Annotated in this window: 11 protein-coding genes; 10 read left to right on the top strand and 1 reads right to left on the bottom strand. The window is 56.0% G+C overall.

Translation table 11 applies throughout. The features are described from left to right. Positions 1-104: 104 nt before the first annotated feature. Positions 105-1,019: a COX15/CtaA family protein gene (locus IRJ17_RS08810; protein WP_122964334.1), complete on the top strand. Its 915-nt coding sequence runs from the start codon at positions 105-107 to the stop codon at positions 1,017-1,019. Between the two features lie 77 nt (positions 1,020-1,096). On the opposite strand, the gene IRJ17_RS08815 is transcribed toward IRJ17_RS08810, so the two are convergent. Then, the gene (locus IRJ17_RS08815) at positions 1,097-1,828 is read right to left on the bottom strand and encodes a hypothetical protein (protein WP_242774329.1); all 732 of its coding nucleotides are present in this window, start codon (positions 1,826-1,828) and stop codon (positions 1,097-1,099) included. Between the two features lie 169 nt (positions 1,829-1,997). On the opposite strand from IRJ17_RS08815, the gene IRJ17_RS08820 reads away from it, so the two are divergent. From IRJ17_RS08820 to IRJ17_RS08860, 9 genes are all read left to right on the top strand, one after another. Further along, positions 1,998-3,239, top strand: coding sequence for an exonuclease SbcCD subunit D (locus IRJ17_RS08820; protein WP_122964336.1), 1,242 nt, complete (start codon positions 1,998-2,000; stop codon positions 3,237-3,239). Next, positions 3,236-6,886 carry an AAA family ATPase gene (locus tag IRJ17_RS08825; protein WP_242774330.1) on the top strand — a complete coding sequence of 1,217 codons (3,651 nt, stop codon included), beginning with the start codon at positions 3,236-3,238 and terminating at the stop codon, positions 6,884-6,886. Before IRJ17_RS08820 ends, IRJ17_RS08825 begins: the two co-directional genes overlap by 4 nt. A gap of 15 nt (positions 6,887-6,901) precedes the next feature. Then, positions 6,902-10,399, top strand: coding sequence for a helicase-exonuclease AddAB subunit AddB (gene addB, locus IRJ17_RS08830; protein WP_173598545.1), 3,498 nt, complete (start codon positions 6,902-6,904; stop codon positions 10,397-10,399). Then, positions 10,368-14,180, top strand: coding sequence for a helicase-exonuclease AddAB subunit AddA (gene addA / locus IRJ17_RS08835; protein WP_242774333.1), 3,813 nt, complete (start codon positions 10,368-10,370; stop codon positions 14,178-14,180). The genes addB and addA overlap by 32 nt, the downstream gene beginning before the upstream one ends. A gap of 161 nt (positions 14,181-14,341) precedes the next feature. Then, complete coding sequence (locus tag IRJ17_RS08840; protein ID WP_173596663.1) at positions 14,342-14,815, top strand: DinB family protein; 474 nt, start codon at positions 14,342-14,344, stop codon at positions 14,813-14,815. A gap of 110 nt (positions 14,816-14,925) precedes the next feature. Next, positions 14,926-16,332: a branched-chain amino acid transporter BcaP gene (bcaP, locus tag IRJ17_RS08845; protein ID WP_242774336.1), complete on the top strand. Its 1,407-nt coding sequence runs from the start codon at positions 14,926-14,928 to the stop codon at positions 16,330-16,332. A 107-nt stretch (positions 16,333-16,439) separates the two neighbouring features. Then, the gene (locus IRJ17_RS08850) at positions 16,440-16,958 is read left to right on the top strand and encodes a ribonuclease FAU-1 family protein (RefSeq protein ID WP_122964342.1); all 519 of its coding nucleotides are present in this window, start codon (positions 16,440-16,442) and stop codon (positions 16,956-16,958) included. Between the two features lie 249 nt (positions 16,959-17,207). Next, complete coding sequence (gene pyrH / locus IRJ17_RS08855) at positions 17,208-17,942, top strand: UMP kinase (protein WP_122964343.1); 735 nt, start codon at positions 17,208-17,210, stop codon at positions 17,940-17,942. A 285-nt stretch (positions 17,943-18,227) separates the two neighbouring features. Next, on the top strand, positions 18,228-20,426 hold the full coding sequence (locus IRJ17_RS08860; RefSeq protein ID WP_242774339.1) for a DNA topoisomerase III: 2,199 nt from the start codon (positions 18,228-18,230) through the stop codon (positions 20,424-20,426). Positions 20,427-20,434 lie beyond the last annotated feature (8 nt).

Raw genomic sequence — 20,434 nt, forward strand, 5'->3', positions numbered from 1 at the left:
CCCTTGCTTAGCAGGGGATGTTTCATTAATGTTAGAGAGGGCAACAGTTAAGAGGCTGCTTCACCGAGAGTCTCAAACATCACAAGAAATAGGGTGTATTCACTATGGAAAAATGGCTGAAACCTCTAGCCGTTCTTGCTACTCTCGTCATGTTTATCGTCATGATCGCCGGGTCGCTTGTGACCAAAACGGATTCGGGCCTGGGCTGTGGAAACGACTGGCCGCTCTGTAATGGGAAATGGGTTCCGGAGTATACCTTGGCTTCAATCATTGAATACATGCATCGGCTGATTACAGGCGTGGCAGGCATTGTGGTAATCGTTTTCTCCGTACTTTGCTGGCGTCATTACCGGGGCAATCAGGAAGTGCGCAATCTCGCCCTGTTCGGTTTGTTTTTTATCGTGCTGGAGTCGATTCTTGGCGCTTCCGCGGTGATCTGGCCGCAGTCGTCGTCCGTCCTGGCTCTGCACTTCGGATTTTCGCTTCTGGCCTTCACGGGCGTGTTCCTTTTGACCGGGTTCGTGTTGCAGCGCGACAAAATGGCGAGCATGGTGCAGGCAAAAGCCCCGAGAGGATTCCGCAACTGGATTTGGGCTGTGGCAGCCTACACGTACGGAGTGGTTTACCTGGGAGCGTACGTCAGACATACCGGCTCCAGCATGGCTTGTAGTGACTGGCCACTGTGCGAGGGGCAAATCATTCCCGAGCTGTCCGGGCAGATCGGCATTCAATTCGCACACAGGCTGGGGGCGCTGGTGCTGGCGATTGTGCTGTTGGCAACGATGATCTACGCTATCCGTCATTTCAAACAAACGCGTCGCGATCTGTACGGGGCGAGCATCCTCGCTTTTGTGCTGGTCATCGCTCAAGTGTTCAGCGGCGGCTTCGTCGTCTTGTTCCAGCTCCACCTCTACGCGACGTTGCTTCACTCGATGATCATCACGATTTTGTTTGGCGTCATTTGTTACATGTGCTTGCAGTCGCTCAAATCACCGCGGCCGGACAAGCTGAAACGATAAGCAGTAAGATGAAAAAAAGAGCCGCATTCCCTTTGATCGACCGGGAGTGCGGCTTTGTGCATCTGTGGCGAAAAGCGTCAGGGCGCGAGAGTGAATGCCTCGTTTTCAAAGCGGTATACTTGCAGCTTGGTTGACGATTTGCCAGAGAGCGGGCTGCCTGTATCCGGGTCAAGCTCCTGTTCCGTCGTCCAATAGTAGAGTGCAGGGTGCTGCTCGTCGTCAGTAAGCAGCTGGTAGTTGCCAAGCGTCTGGAAAAGTTGACCGCCTGGCACGGATGAGGTTTGCTTCAAAACACCGCTCCAGGCTTCGACCAGCTTGCCTTTTTCCATGTACCAGAGATGGGCTTCATAGACAGAGATTCCCGTTCCGCCTGTATGGTCAACCGTTTCAAACAAGCGTTTTCCCGCCACTTCCGCAGAGTCGTCTGAAGCATGCGGATCAAGCTGCGGGTGGTTGCGCTCGCTGGAAAAGTCCCACCGTTCCAGTTGCAGGTGCGGGACGTTCCACGGTTTTTCCGCGACGAGCGAATAGGTGCGATCCGCTTTTTGATCGAGGATGTAAAACGTTCCGAGGTGTACCGTAGAATTTTGTTTGGCGACGATCTCCCAATCCGCGTCGTCGTCCAGATTCGCCAGTTGAAAATCAAAATTTGGCAAGGCGACAAGATTTTTTGCGCTCGCATTGATCCAGCCGATGACCTGCTCCGGGTTGGGAGTGGCGGCTTTGGCAGATGGGGGAGTGGCAGCGTGTACAAAGTTAGGCAAAACAAGTGCGACCAAGGCGAAAAACAACAGGCGGCGCGTCCACAAAATAAGCGTGCTCCTTTCTTTCATGTACCAGGGAATAGGTGATTCTAGTAAAAAGACGTCGAGAACGCGCAAAAGTAACCGGGAAGTACCGTAAATTTCAATCACGAACAGCGCTGTCTTTTGTTACAATGAAAAGCAAACACATGATCGTGAGGAAAGGATGGAAGTCATGCGCATTTTACATACGGCAGACTGGCATTTCGGCCGCCAGCTCGAAGGCCGGGACCGACGCGTGGAGCAGACGGCGTTTGTGGACGAGCTTTGCCGGATTGCGGAGGAACGCGAAGTCGATTTGGTACTGGTGGCAGGCGATGTGTACGATTCGGTTAACCCTCCGGCATGGGCAGAGGAGCTGTTTTACGAAGCGCTGGAACGGTTGTCCGCGGAAGGGCGGAGAGGTGTCGTTGTGATTGCGGGCAATCACGATCAGCCGGAACGGGTCAGGGCAGCAGCACCGCTCGCTACGAAGCAAGGGATTGTCTTGCTCGGCTTGCCGAAGGAAGCGCCGTTGATCGCCCAGGAAGTGTCGGCGGATCGCGTGCAGATCGTTCAGGGCGGGCCTTCCTGGCTGGAGTTGAAGGTGCCCGGCTGCGAGCACCATGCCGTAGTGCTTGCGCTGCCTTATCCATCGGAGTCGCGCTTGAAGGAGCTGCTCAGCGAGAGCTTTACCCAGGAGCAGATGCAGCTCGCCTTTTCCGAGCGGATTGCCCAGCTGTTTGCGGATTTGTCCGTGCATTTTCGCGAAGACACGGTGAATCTCGTCACCAGTCACTTGTTTGTCATGGGCGGCATGGAGACAGATTCGGAACGGCCGATTCAGATAGGCGGCGCCTTGACGGTGTCGCCGCAGGCGTTCCCGAAAAACGCCGATTACGTGGCGCTCGGTCACCTGCATCGGCTGCAAAAGCTCAGTGACAAGCCGCTCGTTCGCTACAGTGGCTCGCCGCTTTCCTACAGCTTTTCCGAAGCGGGACAGAGCAAGGCGGTCGTACTGGTCGAGGTGCAGCCGGGGCAGTCGGTGCAAGAAGAGATCATTTACTTGACGAGCGGTCGACCGTTGGCTCGCTGGAAGGCGACGGAAGGAATCGCCCAGGTCGAGCGCTGGCTGGCAGAAGGGCGGGATGCAGGCTCTTGGATTGATCTGGAGCTGCATGTTTCGGATGTCATCGACCCTGCTGAGTTCCAGCGTGTGCGCAAGCTATCGGATGACTTTTTGAAAATCCAGCGGGTCGTCGTACGCGAGCAGCGCGAGGAAGAAGAGGCGCAACGGGTGGAGTTGACCGAGCTGACAGCGGATCAGCTGTTCCGGCGATTTTATGAGCGCAAGCGGGGAGCGGCCCCGGACGATCGGCTTGTTGCCTTGTTTCAGCGTTTGCTCCAAGAAACCGGAGGAGAGGAGGAAGAAGCGTGAGACCGATACGATTGAAGCTGGCGGGAATGCACAGCTATCGAGAAATGCAGGAGGTTGACTTCGAAATTTTGTGCCAGGCGGGATTGTTTGGGATTTTCGGGCCGACGGGAAGCGGAAAATCGACGATCCTCGATGCGATTACACTGGCGCTTTACGGTCAGGTCGTTCGTCTGGGCGGAGGCAATCATCCGAAAGAAGTGCTGAACCAGTTGGAGCAGCGCGTCTTCGTTTCTTTTACTTTCGAGCTGGGCACAGGGGATGAGCGCAAGCGATATACGATCGAGCGGGAATTTGGCCTGGATAAAAAGGGAAACAAGCGACAGCCGGAAGTGCGGCTGATTCAGTCAGGCGCTTTGACCGGAGAGCCGGACGTTGTGCTGGAGTCGAAGGCGACGGCTGCCACTGCGGCGGTGGAGGACTTGATTGGCTTGACACTGCAAGACTTTACCCGTGCCGTTGTGTTGCCGCAGGGGCAATTTTCGCGATTCCTGACATTGAAAGGCAGCGAGCGCAATGAAATGCTGCAACGGATGTTCCGGCTGCATATTTACGGGGAAAAGCTGAGCGAACGGGTACGGTACGCCCTTGATCAGGTAAAAGAGCAAATGCATCAGTTACAGCTTGCGACAGCGGCTTTGGGAGATGCGGGGCCAGAGGCTTTGGAGCAGGCGAGACAAACTTTCGCAGAGGCAGCCAGCATCGAGCGGGAATTTACGGAGCAAAAGCAGGAGCTGACGGGCAAGCTCAAGGAGCTGGAACAGCTTCACCAGTGGCAGGCAGAGCTTGCGGGCGTGCAGCAGCAGTTGCAACAGCAGACGGCAAAGGAAGCGGAAATGGCTGCTTTGACTTCGCGAATGGGCGAGTGGGAGGCGAGCATCCGCTTGTGGCCGCTGGTGCAGCAATACGAGCGGCTCGACCAAGAGTGGGTCAGGACCGGGCAGGCATTGGAACAAAGCCGCGGACAACAGGAAGCGGCGCGGCTTGCTCTGGAAGAGGCAGAAGCTCAATATGCGCAGGCTCAGGCGGAGCTGGCTGCTCAGGAACCGCAGTTGATCGAGCAAAAAGGCAGACTGGTGCAAGCGCAGGAATGGGAAGCCGAGCTAAAAGCGATTCGCGAGGAACAGACCGCTTTGGAGCGGGAGTGGCAGGAAGTCTCGCGTGGCCTTTTGCAAACAGAACAGCAGCTACAGCAAGACGAAGCGGCCTTGGAGAACTGGCAACAGGAGTGGAACAGGCTGGAGGAAACAAGCCAAAAGGCCATGGTTGCTCCGGAGTGGCGAGATCGGATCACGCAGGCGAGAGAAGCGAAACAGCAGTGGGAACGGGAGCAAGCGAAGCTGCGTGAGCAAGAAGCAGAGCAGAAGACGCTTGTGCAGCGTTTGCAGGTGTTGACCGAAAAGGCCGCTGCGGATAAGCGCGACTGGGAGCAGGCAGAGAGCCACCTGGCAGCGCACAAGGAGCAGATGGCGAAAGCAGCGGACAAGCCGGTCATGAGCGATGCAGAGTGGGAGCAGTCCCGCAATGTGCTGGGCGAAATGAAGCAGATCGGCCGCCAATGGCGGGAAGGTTTGCAGGCTGTGGAAGGCTGGCAGGAAAAGCGGCAAAAGATCGAGCAGGAGCACATACAGGTGCAAAAGCGCTGCCAAGAGTTGGCGCTGGCCGCTCAATCGAGCGAGGCGATTGTTCTTGCGCGCCAGACCGAGCGGGAGGAGCTTAGGCAGGCGTGGGAGCAGTGGCAGCAGGAAAACATGGCGCGCTATTTGCGAGAGCGTCTGGAACAGGGCAAAGAATGTCCAGTGTGTGGCTCTGTGCACCATTCGCTGGATCATCAGGACCAATTGGCGGACGGTGAAGCCAAAGTCGCTGGCGATGAGCTGCGTACACGCATCAAAGCCGCAGAGGAAGCAGGGAAGGCTGCCGAACAGAAAGCAGCCGGAGACAAAGAAGCGTGGGTCGTTGCCAAAGGGGCGTTGGCAGCCGTCGAGGAGCGGCTTGCCGCGATACAGGCAGAGCACAAAGAGCTGGTGGCGCGGCTAACTGCCATCAAGGCGGAGTGTCACGGGCATGGACAGCCTTGGGCAGTCGACACTTTTGAAGAGCTGATCAGTGTGTACCAGCGCGAGGAAAAAGCGTTGGCAGCCAAGCATGCCGAACGGGAACAGGCAAAAGCCGAGCGGGAACAGCAGCAAAAGCAGTTGGAAGTGCTCCGCGAGGCAGAGGCCGACAAGAAGCGGCAAATGGAAAAAAGCGCGCTGTTGCTCGAACAGGCGCAGCAGTCAGCAGCGGAAATACAAGCCCGCCTTGCTGTGGTGCAGCAAGCTGCCAACCAGGCATGGCAAGCGCTGAATGAGGTGCGCCAAGACATTCCTGTTGAGGACATTGACCAGCAGTATGAGGAAATCGGCCGTCTGGATCGGCTGCTGGCACAGTTGCAGCGCACGCGTGCCGAGCAGGAAGCGCTGAAAAGCCAGCTTTTGACACAGGTGGAGACAGCCAAGACGCGCAGAGCCGACTGGAAAAACCGTGAAGCTGCTCTCGGAGAACGCCTGGCAGACAGGAAGCGCATGTGGGAGCAAAAGCACGCCCAGTGGCTGGAGCGGACAGGCGGCACTCCCGCGAGCGAAGGGCTGGCCCGGACGGAGCAGGCGCTGTCGCTTTTGCGTCAAGCGTTGGCACAGGCAGAAGACAAGCGAAAAACGGCTGCCGAGGCAAGACAATTGGTTCAAAACGATTTGGTCAAGCATTCCGAGGCGCTGGCTGTCTTGACGAGACAGCGGTCAGAGGCGCACGAGGCTTTGTATCAAGGGTTGCAGGAGACGGGCTTCGCCAACGTGGAACGGGTACAAGAAAGGTACGCAGAGCGCGGGCAATTGCCCCAAGCAAGGGAGCAGGTCGAAGCGTATACGCGTGCTTTGACACAGCTGCGTTACGAGGAAGACAGGCTGCTGCAAGCCATTGCAGGGCGCACGGTCAGCACGGAAGAACTGCTCGCTGCCAAAGAGGCGTGGGGCACATGGGAGCAGTCTTTTGCCGAGGCGCAAAAGCAAGTCGCCGTAGCGAAAGAGCACGTCGATCGCATGGAAAAAAACCATAGCAAGTGGCAGGAGCTGCACCAGCAAATTGTCGAGCAGCAAGATGAGCAAAGCCGTCTGGAAGAACTGAAAAAGCTGTTTGAAGCCAAGGCGTTTGTCCAGTTCATTGCCGAGGAAAAGCTGGTGACGATTGCGAGAGATGCTTCCTACCATCTGAAGCGGATGACGGCCAATCGCTACGGATTGGAAATCGGCGACGAGGGAGAGTTTGTCCTGCGCGACGAGGGCGCAGGCGGTATGCGCCGTCCAGTCAGCACCTTGTCCGGCGGAGAAACGTTCCTGACCTCGCTGTCGCTGGCGTTAGCCTTGTCGATGGAGATTCAGATGCGCGGCGGCAGACTGGAATTTTTCTTTTTGGACGAAGGCTTTGGAACGCTCGATCCCGAGCTGCTGGAGGTCGTCATGGATGCGCTTGAGCGGCTGCGCATGGACGATTTTACGATTGGCGTCATCAGTCACGTTCCGGAAATACGTGTGCGCATGCCGCGCCGTCTGGTAGTGACTCCGGCAGAGCCGATGGGCAAAGGCAGCAAGCTGATGCTGGAAATGGAGTAGGGAAGGGGAAACAACATGGCAGTCCAATTCATACTGGGACGGGCAGGAACGGGCAAGACAGAAGCGATTCGTCAGCAGATGCAACAGCGACTGCGTGAACAGCCGCTGGGTACGCCGATGATTTTGCTTGTGCCGGAACAGGCCAGCTTTCAGGAAGAATACGCCCTCGCCACCTTGCCCGGGCTGAGTGGCGTGATTGGCTCGCAAGTATTGAGCTTCGGACGGCTGGCTCATCGGCTGCTACAAGAACTAGGGGATTTAACGACGGTAGCGGTTGACGATCTCGGAAAGCACATGGTGCTGCGCATGCTTTTGGAGCGGCATAAAGAGGAGCTGCAAGTATTCGGGCGGTCTGCGATGCAGCCGGGCTTCGCCTCCCAGCTCGGCCGTCTGATCAGCGAGTGCAAGTCGTATGGCGTTTCTTTTACCCAATCGGAAAATGTGGATTGGGGGGGAGCGAACCTCAATCAAAAAATAAGCGACTTGCGGCTGATCATGAACGCCTATGAAGGATACATGGCAGAGGGCTACTGCGATGCGGACGATATTTTGAACCGGGTAGCGGTCATGGTGCCTGACTCCGCGTACATCCGACAAGCAGAAATTTTTATCGACGGCTTCACCGGCTTTACCAACCAGGAGCTGAGAGTCATCGAGCAGCTGATGCTGCATGCCAGACAGGTGACGATTGCCCTGACGTTGGACCCGGACGAACGGGATGCTTCTGTCGATGAGCTTGGATTGTTCCATCCGACGTTGCGCACGTATCAGGCGCTGTCGCTTATGGCGCGAGAAGCGGGCGTTTCCATCGCCAAACCGCTGCTTTTGAACGAGACAAGGCGCTTTGTGACCAGTCCGTGGCTGCGCCAGCTTGAGCAGGCTTATTTCCAATGGGGAGCGCCGCCGCCTGTCGGTGAGGCTGGGCGCACGGATGAGGTAGCTCTGCTCTCTGCCGTGAACAGGCGGGCCGAAGTGGAAGCCGTCGCGCTGAAAATTGTCGCGCTTGCCAGGGAAGAAGGATACCGCTGGAGAGACATGGCGATCTTGCTGCGGGAAATCGGCACGTATGCCGATGAAATCTCGGCTGTATTTACCGATTACGGCATCCCGCACTTTTTGGACAAGAAGCGTACAGTGATGAATCATCCGTTGGTGGAGCTTGTGCGGTCGGCTTTGGAGGTCGTCACAACGAAATGGCGGTATGACGCGGTTTTTCGCTGTTTGAAAACAGACTTGCTCGTAATGGACATTACGGACGAACGCACGGCTCGCAAGGAAATCGACCGATTGGAAAACTATGTGCTGGCACACGGCGTATTCGGCTACCAATGGGCGGAGGAGTCTGCGTGGCGTTTTCGCGGACAAGCCGGGGCTGCGGAAGATGCGCAGGCTGATGAGCTGAGGCGAAAGTACGCTGCTCCGCTGCTTGCCTTTGAACGGGAGCTGAAGCAGGCCACGGGCAAAAGCGTTCGGGACATGACGCTCGCCCTGTACAACTTGCTGATCGCTCTCGATGTGCCAAACAAGCTGGAATATTGGCAGCGAAAAGCTGAAAAAGAGGGCGATCTCGATGCGGCGCAGGTGCATGGTCAGGTGTGGACCGGGCTTGTCGAGCTGATGGATCAAGTCGTAGAGGTCATGGGCGACGAAAGCATGGATTTGGCTACTTATGCGCGTGTCCTCGACAGCGGACTGGAGTCGATTGAGCTTGGACTTGTACCGCCCGCGCTGGATCAAGTGCTGGTCGGGGCCATGGAGCGTTCCCGCCAGCCTGACGTCAAGGCGCTGTTTATTCTCGGAGTAAATGAAGGGATTATTCCTTTGCGCCCGAAAGAAGAAGGCATTTTGGATGAAGCTGAGCGCGAGCGGCTGGCAGAAATGGGACAATCGCTTGCGCCAAGTGCCAAGCAAAAGCTGATGGCAGAGCCGTATCTTTTGTACCAGGCGATGACGCGGCCGTCCGAGCGGCTGACGATGAGCTGTGCCCTGGCCGATGAAGAGGGCAAGGCACTATTGCCGTCCGCGGTGTTCTCGCGCATCAGGGAAGTGCTGCCGGGTTTGTCGCACGAAGTGTTTTACAATGAGCCGACTGGCGAAGCGGATACAGACGCCTTTTTGCTTGGGCAGCCGAGAAGGGTGTTTCGCCACCTGCTTACCCTTTTGCGCTCGATGAAAAAGACGGGCGAGCTGCCTGTCTTCTGGTGGGAAGTGTACGACTGGTACCTTCGTTCCTCGACAGAGGAGCTGCGGGAAAAATGGCTGCTGGGCGGCTTGCGCTACCGCAATCTCCCGGAAGAGCTGGACAGGCAGACGAGCGCGACTTTGTACGGAAAGCAGTTGAAAATGAGCGTGTCGCGTCTGGAACGCTTTCAGGCGTGTCCGTTTTCCCACTTTTCCTCGCACGGCTTGCGGCTGTCCGAACGGACGATGTACAAGCTGGAGCGGTTCGATGTGGGGGAATTGTTCCACGCCTCGCTCAAACGCGCCGTGGAAAAAATGAATCAGGAAAATCTGGAGTGGAGCAGGCTGACGGAAGATCACAGCATGCAGCTGGCCAGCGAAGTCGTGTCTGAGTTGGTGCCGCAGACGAGAAGCAGCATCCTCACCCGGACAGCTCGCTATCGCTATTTGTCCGGCAAGCTGATGCGAGCGGTTGGCCGCGCCATTTACGTGCTGGGAGAGCATGCGAAGCGCAGCCGTTTTGCTCCGGTAGGGCTGGAAGTTTCCTTCGGGCCGGGTTCGGATTTGCCAGGCTTGGTGCTGACGCTTGATAACGGCGTGGAGTTGCAGTTGATCGGACGCATCGACCGTGTGGATCAGTCGCTGGACAGTGAGGTTCCGTATTTGCGCGTCATCGACTACAAATCAAGTCCCAAGCAGCTATCGCTTTCAGACGTGTGGAACGGGCTGAACTTGCAACTGCTCGTCTACCTGGATGTCGTCGTGGAAAACGCAGAGGCATGGCTGGGCAAAAAGGCGGAAATGGGCGGCGTCTTCTACTACCAGGTGGCGGACCCGTTTGTGACAGCCAAGCGGTTGCTGACAGCCGACGAAGCAGCCAAGGAGCGGGCCAAGCGTTTGCGCATGAAAGGGCTGATGCTGGCTGATCCGGAGCTGGCCAGGATGATGGACGGATATGTCGAGCAAGGCCCGTCCGAGTTGGTTCCTTTTGAACTGAAAAAAGACGGGACGCTTTCTTCGCGTTCTTCTGTGGCGACAGCCGAGCAATTCCAGGCATTGACGACATACGTGCGCGATACGGTGAAGCAAATCAGCACGCGGATGACGGACGGGGAAATACAAATCCAGCCTTATTCCAACGGGACGATGACGGCGTGCGATTACTGTTCGTACAAGCCTGTGTGCCAGTTTGACGGGGAGACGGGCGGCAATGAGCACAGGCAGCTGTCCAAATGGAACAACAAACAAATCTGGAGCATGCTGGCCGAACAGCAACTGACGGGAGAGGGGGATGCCACGGATGGCGGAGCAAGCGATGCAGGCCAAGCCTGAGCAGTGGACGGACGAACAATGGCAAGCGATCATTCAGCGCGGGAGCAATCTGCTCGTCGCGGCGGCGGCAGGCTCGGGGAAGACGTCCGTGCTGGTCGAGCGGATTATCCGGCGCATCATGGATGAGCACGACCCTGTCGGCGTCGACCAGCTTTTGGTTGTGACTTTTACCAATGCTGCGGCGGCCGAGATGCGTCACCGGATTGGCGATGCGCTGCAAAAGGCGCTCAAGGAGCAGCCGCATTCCGCGCATTTGCGCAGACAGCTGGCGCTCTTGCAGCGGGCCACGATTACGACGCTGCACTCCTTTTGCCTTGGCATTCTGCGGCAGTATTACTATTTGCTTGAGCTTGACCCGGATTTTCGCATCGCCGACCAGATGGAAGGCGAGCTGCTCCGGCAAGACGTTCTGGAGGAACAGCTGGAGAACTGGTATGAAACCGACCCGGATTTTCACGCGCTGGCAGATATCATGCTGGACGGGCAGGACGATCAGTCACTGGCTGTGCTGCTGTTGCGATTGTACGAGTTTTCCCGCAGCCATCCCTCACCGGAGCAATGGCTTGCCGAGGCAGCCGCTATGTTTGACATCCCGCCAGGAAAAGGGCTGGACGGGCTAGTCTGGGCCAACAGCGTGCTGCAATCTGTGCAGCTGCAACTCGTCGGCATGGCGGGGAAAATGAGCAGGGCGCAGGAACTGGCGGCGTCTCCAGAAGGTCCGGCGGCGTACTTGCCGCTTTTGCAGGCGGAGGCTCAGGCGCTAAAAGAAGCTGCGGCTTCGTGCAAGCAAGGCTGGGAAGCAGCGAGCCAGGCTGTTTGCGGGGTGACGTTTGCCAAGCTGCCACCCGTGAAGGGAACGGACCCGGATACGAAGGATCAGGTTCAGGGGCTGCGCAACGGCGTGAAAAAGGAGCTGTCCGAGCTGATCGAGCAGTATTTTTCGATGACAGCCGAGCAGTATGCTGCCGATTTGCAGCGGATTGCTCCGCACATGAAGACGCTGGCGCGACTCGTTACCGAGTTTTCCGACGCTTTCCAACTGGAAAAGCGCTCGCGCGGCTTGGTGGACTTCGGCGATCTGGAGCATCTTGCCTTGAGCATTTTAATGACGACCGATGACGCTGGCGAGCTTGTTGCTTCTTCCATATCCGAGCAGCTGCGCGATCAGTTCGCGGAAGTGCTCGTCGACGAGTATCAGGATATCAATCTCGTGCAGGAAACGATCTTGCGCATGGTTTCGCGCGACGGAACAAACGAGTCTGTGGCAAATCGCTTTATGGTAGGCGATGTCAAGCAGAGCATTTACCGCTTTCGCTTGGCTGAGCCGAAGCTGTTTCTGGAAAAGTATTTGACTTACCGTCAAGCAGGCGAAGCCGATCCGGGACGACGAATCGATCTGGCAGCCAACTTCCGGAGCAGACGCGAGGTTGTCGATGCGGTCAACTTTTTGTTTCGGCAAATCATGTCTCCGGGCGTCGGGGAGATTGACTACGATCAGTCAGCCGAGCTGATCAACCGCGCATCGTATCCCGAAGCGGAGCCAGGCAGGCTGCAGGCGGAAGTGCATCTGATCAATCGCAGCGCGGCCGAGCCAGAGCAGGGACAGACGTGGTCGGCAGAGGCGAGCGATGAGGGCGAGACGGCAGGCGTTCCCGATACAGCTGGTGAGACGGTGGAAGAAGCGAGCGTCGCCCAACTGGAGGCGCGGCTGATCGCCAGCCGCATTCGCCGCTGGATGGAACCGGGAGAGGGAGAGTCTCCCCTGCTTGTCTTTGATAAAAAAGCAGGCGGAATGCGTCCGCTTGCGTACCGGGATATCGTCATCCTGCTGCGTGCGACCTCTGGCTGGGGGCAGACGATGCAGGATGAGTTGCACGCTGCGGGGATTCCTGTCTACGCCGAACAGACGGCAGGGTATTTCGCTGCGACAGAAGTAGAGACGATGCTGTCGCTTCTGCGCGTGATTGACAATCCTTTGCAGGACATTCCGCTCGCGGCCGTTTTGCGTTCGCCGATTGTCGGTCTGCGTGAGGAGCAGCTTGCGCACATCCGCATCGAGTATCCAACGGGGCCGTTTCACCTGGCTGTCATTCAGTATGCAGAGGAGCGGGCGGCGCAAGAAGCGTGGGAAAAACGGCTGCGCCACTTTTTCTACAAGCTGGAAGGCTGGCGGACGCATGCCCGCAGAGGGGCGCTGTCCGAGCTGTTGTCCGTCTTGTATCGCGAGACAGGCTACCTCGACTATGTGGCAGCGCTGGAAAACGGGCAGCAGCGGCAGGCCAATTTGCGCGCGCTTTACGATCGGGCACGCCAGTACGAAGCGGGCTCTTATCGCGGCTTGTTCCGCTTTTTGCGCTTCGTGGACAGGCTTCAGGAAGCAGGCAATGACATGGGAGAGGCGCGCACGATCGGAGAAAACGAGGATGTCGTGCGGATCATGACGATCCATAAGAGCAAAGGGCTGGAGTTCCCTGTCGTGTTCGTGGCAGGCATGGGCAAGCAGTTCAACACGATGGATTTGAAAAGCTCCTTTTTGCTGCACAAGGACTTGGGCTTTGGTCCGATGGCCGTAGAGCCATCCATGCAGCTTCGCTACCCGAGCATCGCGGCATTGGGTATTCGCCAGCAACTGCGCCGGGATATGCTCGCGGAAGAAATGCGTGTGCTGTACGTCGCTTTGACGCGCGCCCGCGAAAAGCTGATTCTCGTCGGCTCGGCGAAAGACTTGGCCAAAAGCGTGACGGATTGGGGCAGGCAAGGCGACGGGGAGCGGCTCAGCGATGAAGATTTGATCCAGGCCAAAGGATATTTTGACTGGGTCGGCCGTGCCTTGCTGCGGCATCCGTCAGCGGGAGACTTGCGCGCTTATCCGCAGACGCAAGGAGCAGGAGAAGCAGTACGGGTCAGAACGATTATCGACGACTCCGACTGGTCTTTTCATTTTTACCAGGCAGACGAGCTAAAGGCACAACAGGAAGCTGCCAGCGACGACATGAATTTGTGGGAGCGAGTGACGAGACGGGAAGCAATCGCGGAGCGGCCTCGCGACGAAGCGTTGCGAGAGTTGGTACAGTCCAGGCTCGGCTGGTCTGACCCGCACCCGATCACTCCCGGAGTAGCAGCCAAGTGGAGCGTCAGCGAGCTTACGCGAATGGCCAAGGTCACGAAAAATGGTCAGCCGTTCGCCTTGCCTTCCATTACGGAAAAGCCGAAGTTTTTGGCTGAACAAAAGTCGAATCGTTTGACGGCGGCTGAAAAAGGGACGATCACGCACCTGGTCTTCCAGCATCTTGACTTGCAGCGAGCGCTGGATGAGGCGGATATTCGCGAGCAAGTCGCGGAGCTGGCGGCGCGCCGCTTTTTGACGGAGGAGCAGGTACAGGCGGTAGACATTGCCCAGATTGCCCGATTTTTTGCCGATCCGCTTGGACAGCGCATGAAAGCGGCCAAGGCTGTCCACCGCGAGCTGCCATTTACCTTGGCGCTTCCAGCCCATGAGGTAGAGCCACAGCTTGCCGAAGCTGCTGCTGAGAGAATCATCGTCCAAGGGGTGATCGACTGTCTGTTGGAGGAAGAGGACGGCGGTCTTGTTTTGATCGACTTCAAGACAGACTGGATGGCGAAGGAAGCTTCAGCGAACGCGATGGAAGAAATGAAACGAAGATACAATGGGCAAATCAGTCTCTACATTCGGGCGATCAAACAAATTATCAACCCTTCCCGGGAAGTGGAAAGCCATCTGTATTTGCTGTCAGGAGGCTACTCGATCCGTTTTACTTAGCCGCAGGATGAAGGACCAGAGGCTCAGAGGTTCAAAGGAAAAGCACCGTTTTCAGTCGAAAGCGGTGCTTTTTTGCAGGCTTATCCGTTACCGATAGCACGGATGCGAACGTATGTGCTAATATGAGTGAAATGGAAACTTTTTTGCGGGAGGTATCGGGGATGAAAGAGCTGTTTGCCTATAACTGGCTGGTGCGGGATGAATGGTTTGCATGGTGTGCCAAGCTGCCGGACGAAGAATTGCTGCAAAAAAGAGTCGGCGGAGCGGGGAGCATCCTGTACACGCTGTTTCATGTAGCTGATGTGGAGTATAGCTGGCTGCGCGGTGTACAGGGGAAGCCCGATGTCCAGTTGTCCTACGAGGAGCATCAATCGCTTGGGCAAATCAAAGCGCTGTCAGACGAGTGGCGAGAAGAGCTGCGCGAGTTTCTGGACAGTTGGACACAAGCTGGCGAGACGGAGCCTGTGCGTGTGGAATGGAGCACGGAGGAATACGTCAAAGGTGAAATCTTGCGCCATGTGATCGCTCACGAAATTCACCATATGGGGCAGCTGTCTGTTTGGGCAAGAGAGCTTGGACGTCCTCCCGTCTCTGCCAATTTCATCGGCAGAGGGCTTATGCGCAGCAACGGCTAAGCGCTGAGCGCAATCCCGCTTGGGAAAGCATGCATAATTTTCCTCCTGCCTGCTCATACTCCAACTGTTTCGATTGCAGCTGGAATGTCCGGGCGGGAGGTACGCACAATATGGCGTTAAAAGAACAGTTATTGAGGAAAAAATCGATTGAAAGCTTGCTCGCGCAGGTAGAGAGCAAGCATGGGTCGCTGAAAAAATCGCTGGGCGCGTTTGATTTGACCATGCTTGGCATCGGGGCGATTGTCGGTACAGGCATTTTTGTGCTTACAGGAGTGGCGGCGGCTGAGCACGCTGGCCCTGCACTGGTTTTGTCCTTTGTCTTGTCCGGGCTTGCTTGCGTGTTTGCCGCTTTGTGCTACGCCGAGTTCGCCTCGACGGTTCCTGTATCGGGGAGCGCCTATACTTACAGCTATACGGCTTTTGGCGAACTGGTAGCCTGGATGATCGGCTGGGACCTGATCTTGGAGTACGGGGTAGCTTCGGCTGCGGTGGCGAGCGGCTGGTCGGGATATGCGCAAGGACTGCTTGCCGGTTTTGGCATTCATTTGCCTGTAGCCTTGACCAATGCATTCGACACTTCCAAAGGCACGATCATTGATTTGCCAGCGGTCGTCATTATTTTTGTCATTACGCTTTTGCTTATGAAGGGGACGCGAGAGTCGGCCAAGTTCAACACGGTCATGGTGCTGATCAAGGTGGCGGTCATTCTCCTGTTTCTCATTGTCGGGATCGGCTACGTCAAGCCGGAAAACTGGAGTCCGTTCATGCCGTTTGGCTTTGCCGGGGTAGCGACGGGCGCTGCTACTGTCTTCTTTGCTTTTATCGGATTCGACGCAGTCTCTACGGCTGCCGAGGAAGTGCGCAACCCGCAGCGCGACATGCCGATCGGAATCATTACTTCGCTTCTGGTGTGCACCTTGCTCTATATCGCCGTCTCCCTGACGCTGACAGGCATCGTGCCTTATGACATGCTGAACGTGAAAAATCCGGTAGCTTTTGCTTTGAATTACGTCAAGCAGGACTGGGTGGCTGGCTTCATTTCACTCGGGGCGATTGTCGGCATTACGACGGTACTGCTGGTGATGATGTACGGGCAGACCCGGCTGTTTTTTGCCATGAGCCGTGACGGCTTGTTGCCCGCTGTGTTTTCACGGGTGAACCCAGAGACGCAAGTGCCGCAAAAAAGCACAATCATCGTCGGCATTCTCGTCGCCATTTTCAGCGGATTGTTGCCGCTTAACAAGCTGGCTGAACTGACGAACATCGGAACGCTGTTCGCGTTTATTCTCGTTTCCATCGGTGTGGTTGTGCTGCGGAGGACGAATCCGGAATTGCGGCGCTCGTTTCGCACGCCGCTTGTTCCGCTCGTTCCGATTTTGGCAGTGCTGTTCTGCGGCTATTTGGTGTATAGCTTGCCGTCTATTACCAAAATCGGCTTCATCGCCTGGCTGATTGCTGGCGCGATCGTCTATTTTTTGTACGGACGCAGGCACAGCCATTTGCGGGATGGCAAATAGCGACAGATGAGGCATGTTCTTGCGGGAACATGTCTTTGTTTGCATCTGACAAAACCATCCAATTCGTGGTAGAGTAAAAGGAACCAAAATGACGAGGAGCACTGGCCATGAAGCGAAAACGAGCAGACCGACCTGGATGGAGACGCGTCAAGCGAATGGGCTATCAGGAAAAGTGGGTAGAGGCTTTGTCTTTTTCCGGGTATGCTGTTCGTTTGACTCTGGACGAAGTAACGGAGCCTGCCTACATGCCTGTTGGGGAAAAGCTGCTGTGCGTAGGCGACAGAGGGTATGTGTACCTGCAATACTTTCCACATGAAAAGCCTTATGCCGTCACGAAGATGATGGACGAGCTGGGAAATACCGTCCAGTGGTACATCGACATCTGCAAGGCGCATGGCAAGGACGAGAGCGGTCATATCTGGTATGACGATCTTTACCTCGACATTGTGGTGCTGCCGCAGGGCGAAGTGTATTTGCTCGACCAGGATGAACTGGATGAAGCGCTGCAAAAAGGTGTGATTGACAGCGACGAGCACAGCTTCGCTACCGAGGTTGCCGATCAGCTCCTGCGGGATATTTTGGCTGGTAAGCGAGATGCTTTTGATTTTCCGAATTTCTTTGCATAATGGGCAAGACGTGCATAAAATGAGGATGAGTTCCAGACCATTTTACGATGAAGATGAAGGAGGGGGAATCCGAATGACGATGCCAATGCAAAGCAAGCAAGTCCAATTCCCCTGTATTTTGTGAAGAACGAAGGCTGTCATTGCTTTCGTTCTTTTTTTGAGCCGTAAAAGGGGATGGAGGCGAGCAGGGCATCTATCGCTATCGCTTGTTTGGAAGCAAAAGAAAAAGCGAATTGAGGAGGAGACGCCATGAGGTATAAGCGGGTGTTGGTCAAATTGAGCGGTGGAGCGGTTGCACAGGAGAACGGGTTTGGATTTGATCCGGTTCAGTTGGAGCATATCGCGGGGGAAATTTATTCTTTGCTGGACATGGGCGTCGAGGTCGCAATCGTCATTGGCGGCGGCAACATTTTCCGGGGAAACATGGCGGACCAGTGGGGGATCGAGCGGGTCGAGGCAGACAACATCGGAACGTTGGCAACCGTGATCAACAGCCTGATGCTTCGCGGGGTGTTAAAGGCTCGCGTCAATACGGAAGTCCGGGTCATGACAGCTGTGCCGATCAATGCGGTCGCGGAACCGTATATCCGCCTGCGCGCCGTGCATCATCTGGAAAAGGGCTACGTAATCATTTTTGCTGGCGGAAACGGTCAGCCGTACGTAACGACAGACTATCCAGCGGTGCAACGCGCCCTGGAGGTGGAAGCAGATGCGCTGCTGGTGGCAAAGCATGGAGTAGATGGCGTGTACACGGCCGATCCGCGCAAAGATGCGACGGCACGCCAATATGTGGAAGTATCGTTTGACGAGGTAGTCCGGGAAGACCTGCGCGTCATGGACCAGTCCGCGATGATTTTGGCGAGAGATTACGGCTTGCCGCTGCACGTCTTCAATTTCAACGAGCCTGGAGCGATGGCGCAAATCTGTCGCGGAGAGCAGGTCGGAACATTTATCAGCAAAGACGGCAGAGCCGTTTACAAGTGATAGGCAATATAGGGCAAAACGAAGTAAGGCCGCTCCTTTTTAAAAAAGGGCGGCTTTTTTAGTGAGGCAGTTTCTTTTGTTTTGCGAATGAACAGGAAGCATGGAAGGTGATGACATGGAGAAAAGCACTTTTTACCACTGAAAATTGAGCTTAGCGAACTATCAGATGAAGAAGAAAGCACCGGAAATGACTCCCTTAGGAAAAATAACCAGCAGATAAAGTCCTCCCGCGCCGGTTTTTTGTTTAGAATGGAAAGATAGCGACTGATTGAAAGGGTGTCACAGATGAGCAAAACACTTGTGCTGGCGGAAAAGCCGTCCGTCGGGCGAGATATCGCGAAAGTATTGCAATGCCAGAAAAAAGGGAACGGTTTTCTGGAAGGTGATAAATATATTGTGACGTGGGCGTTGGGGCATCTGGTGACGCTGGCCGATCCGGAGGTTTACGGGCAGCAGTTCAGCTCCTGGCGCATCGAAGATTTGCCGATCATGCCGTCGCCTTTGAAGCTTGTCGTCATCAGGGAGAGCAACAAGCAGTTCCAGACTGTGAAGCAGCAAATGCGGCGCAGCGACGTCTCGCAAATCGTCATTGCAACCGATGCCGGGCGCGAAGGCGAGCTTGTCGCCCGCTGGATCATCGAGATGGCCCATGTGCAAAAGCCGATTAAGCGTCTGTGGATTTCCTCCGTGACCGACAAGGCGATTCGCGATGGGTTTCGCAATCTGAAGGACGGCAAGCAGTATGAAAATCTGTACGCCTCCGCAGCCGCTCGCGCAGAAGCGGACTGGCTCGTCGGCATCAATGCGACCCGCGCCTTGACAACCAAGCACAACGCCCAGCTGTCGTGCGGCCGCGTCCAGACGCCTACGCTTGCGATCGTGGCTTCCCGAGAGGAAGAAATTCGCCGCTTTACGCCCAAGCCTTTTTACGGCCTGAGAGCTGTAACAGACCAGGCGATCTCGCTCCAATGGCAAGATCAGAAGACGAAAGACATCAAAACGTTTTCCAAAGAGAAGGCAGACCAGCTGCTCGCCTCCTTGAAGCAGGAAAAAAGCGCGGAAGTAAGCGAAGTCACCCGCGCACACAAAAAGACGTACGCTCCACAGTTGTACGATTTGACTGAACTGCAAAGGGACGCCAACCGGATGTTCGGCTATTCGCCAAAAGAGACGCTGTCCATCATGCAGAGCCTTTATGAGCATCATAAAGCCGTCACTTATCCGCGCACCGATTCCCGCTATCTCTCGGCAGATATCGTAGAGACGCTGCCAGACAGAGTCAAGGCGGTGCAGATGAAGCCGTACGCGCCACTCGCAGCCAGAATTTTGCGGTCGCCGATCAAAGCGGCGAAGTCGTTTGTCGATGACAGCAAAGTATCTGACCACCATGCGATCATCCCGACAGAGCAAGCGGTGTTTCTCGGGGATTTGAGCGACAAGGAGCGCAAAATTTTCGACCTGGTCGTCAAGCGCTTCCTTGCCGTGCTTTTGCCGCCGTTTGAGTACGAACAAACCACGATCCAGGCAAAAATCGGCGGAGAGTGGTTTGTCGCCAAAGGCAAAACGGTGCTGGCCCAAGGCTGGAAAGAAGCGTACGACCACGATGTGGCAGACGAAGAAGGTCAGGATGAACTGAAAGAGCAATGGCTGCCCAAGATAGAAAAAGGCGATCGCTTTCAGATTCAAAATGTGGCGCAAACAAAAGGCGAGACGAAGCCGCCGGAGCCGTTCACAGAGGCAAGCCTGCTGTCCGCGATGGAAAATCCGGCCAAATACATGGCAAACGAGAGCAAAGAGCTGATCAAGACGATCGGAGAAACGGGCGGGCTTGGTACGGTCGCCACGCGCGCAGATATTATCGAAAAGCTGTTTAACAGCTTCCTGTTGGAAAAGCGGGGCAAGCATGTGTTTGTGACGGCGAAAGCCAAGCAGCTACTGGAGCTTGTTCCCGACGAGATGCAATCGCCTACTTTGACCGCCCAGTGGGAGCAAAAGCTTGCCGCAATCGCCAAAGGCAGCTTGAACAAGCGAGCGTTTATCGAGGAAATGCGAACGTACGCCAAAGAAGTGGTGCAGGAAATCAAAAACAGCGACAAAGCCTTCCGCCACGATAACCTGACGAGAAGCAAATGCCCGGAGTGCAGCAAGCTTTTGCTGGAAGTCAACGGAAAGCGCGGCAAAATGCTCGTCTGCCAGGACAGGGAGTGCGGCTATCGCAAAAGCATTTCCAAGCAGACAAACGCGAGATGCCCGAAATGCCACAAGCGGCTGGAGATGCGCGGTGAGGGAGAAGGGCAAATGTTTGTATGCGCGTGCGGGCACAAAGAGAAGCTGTCTACTTTCAAGGATCGCCGGGACAAGGAAAAGGGCAGCAAGCTGTCCAAAAAGGAAGTGGCCAACTACTTGAAAAAGCAGGAGCATACCGACGACGATGGCATCAACTCTGCGCTGAAAGACGCTTTGTCCAAATTCAAGTTCGAGTAATCGCAGCA

The organism is Brevibacillus parabrevis (assembly GCF_022701015.1).
Lineage (GTDB): Bacteria > Bacillota > Bacilli > Brevibacillales > Brevibacillaceae > Brevibacillus > Brevibacillus parabrevis.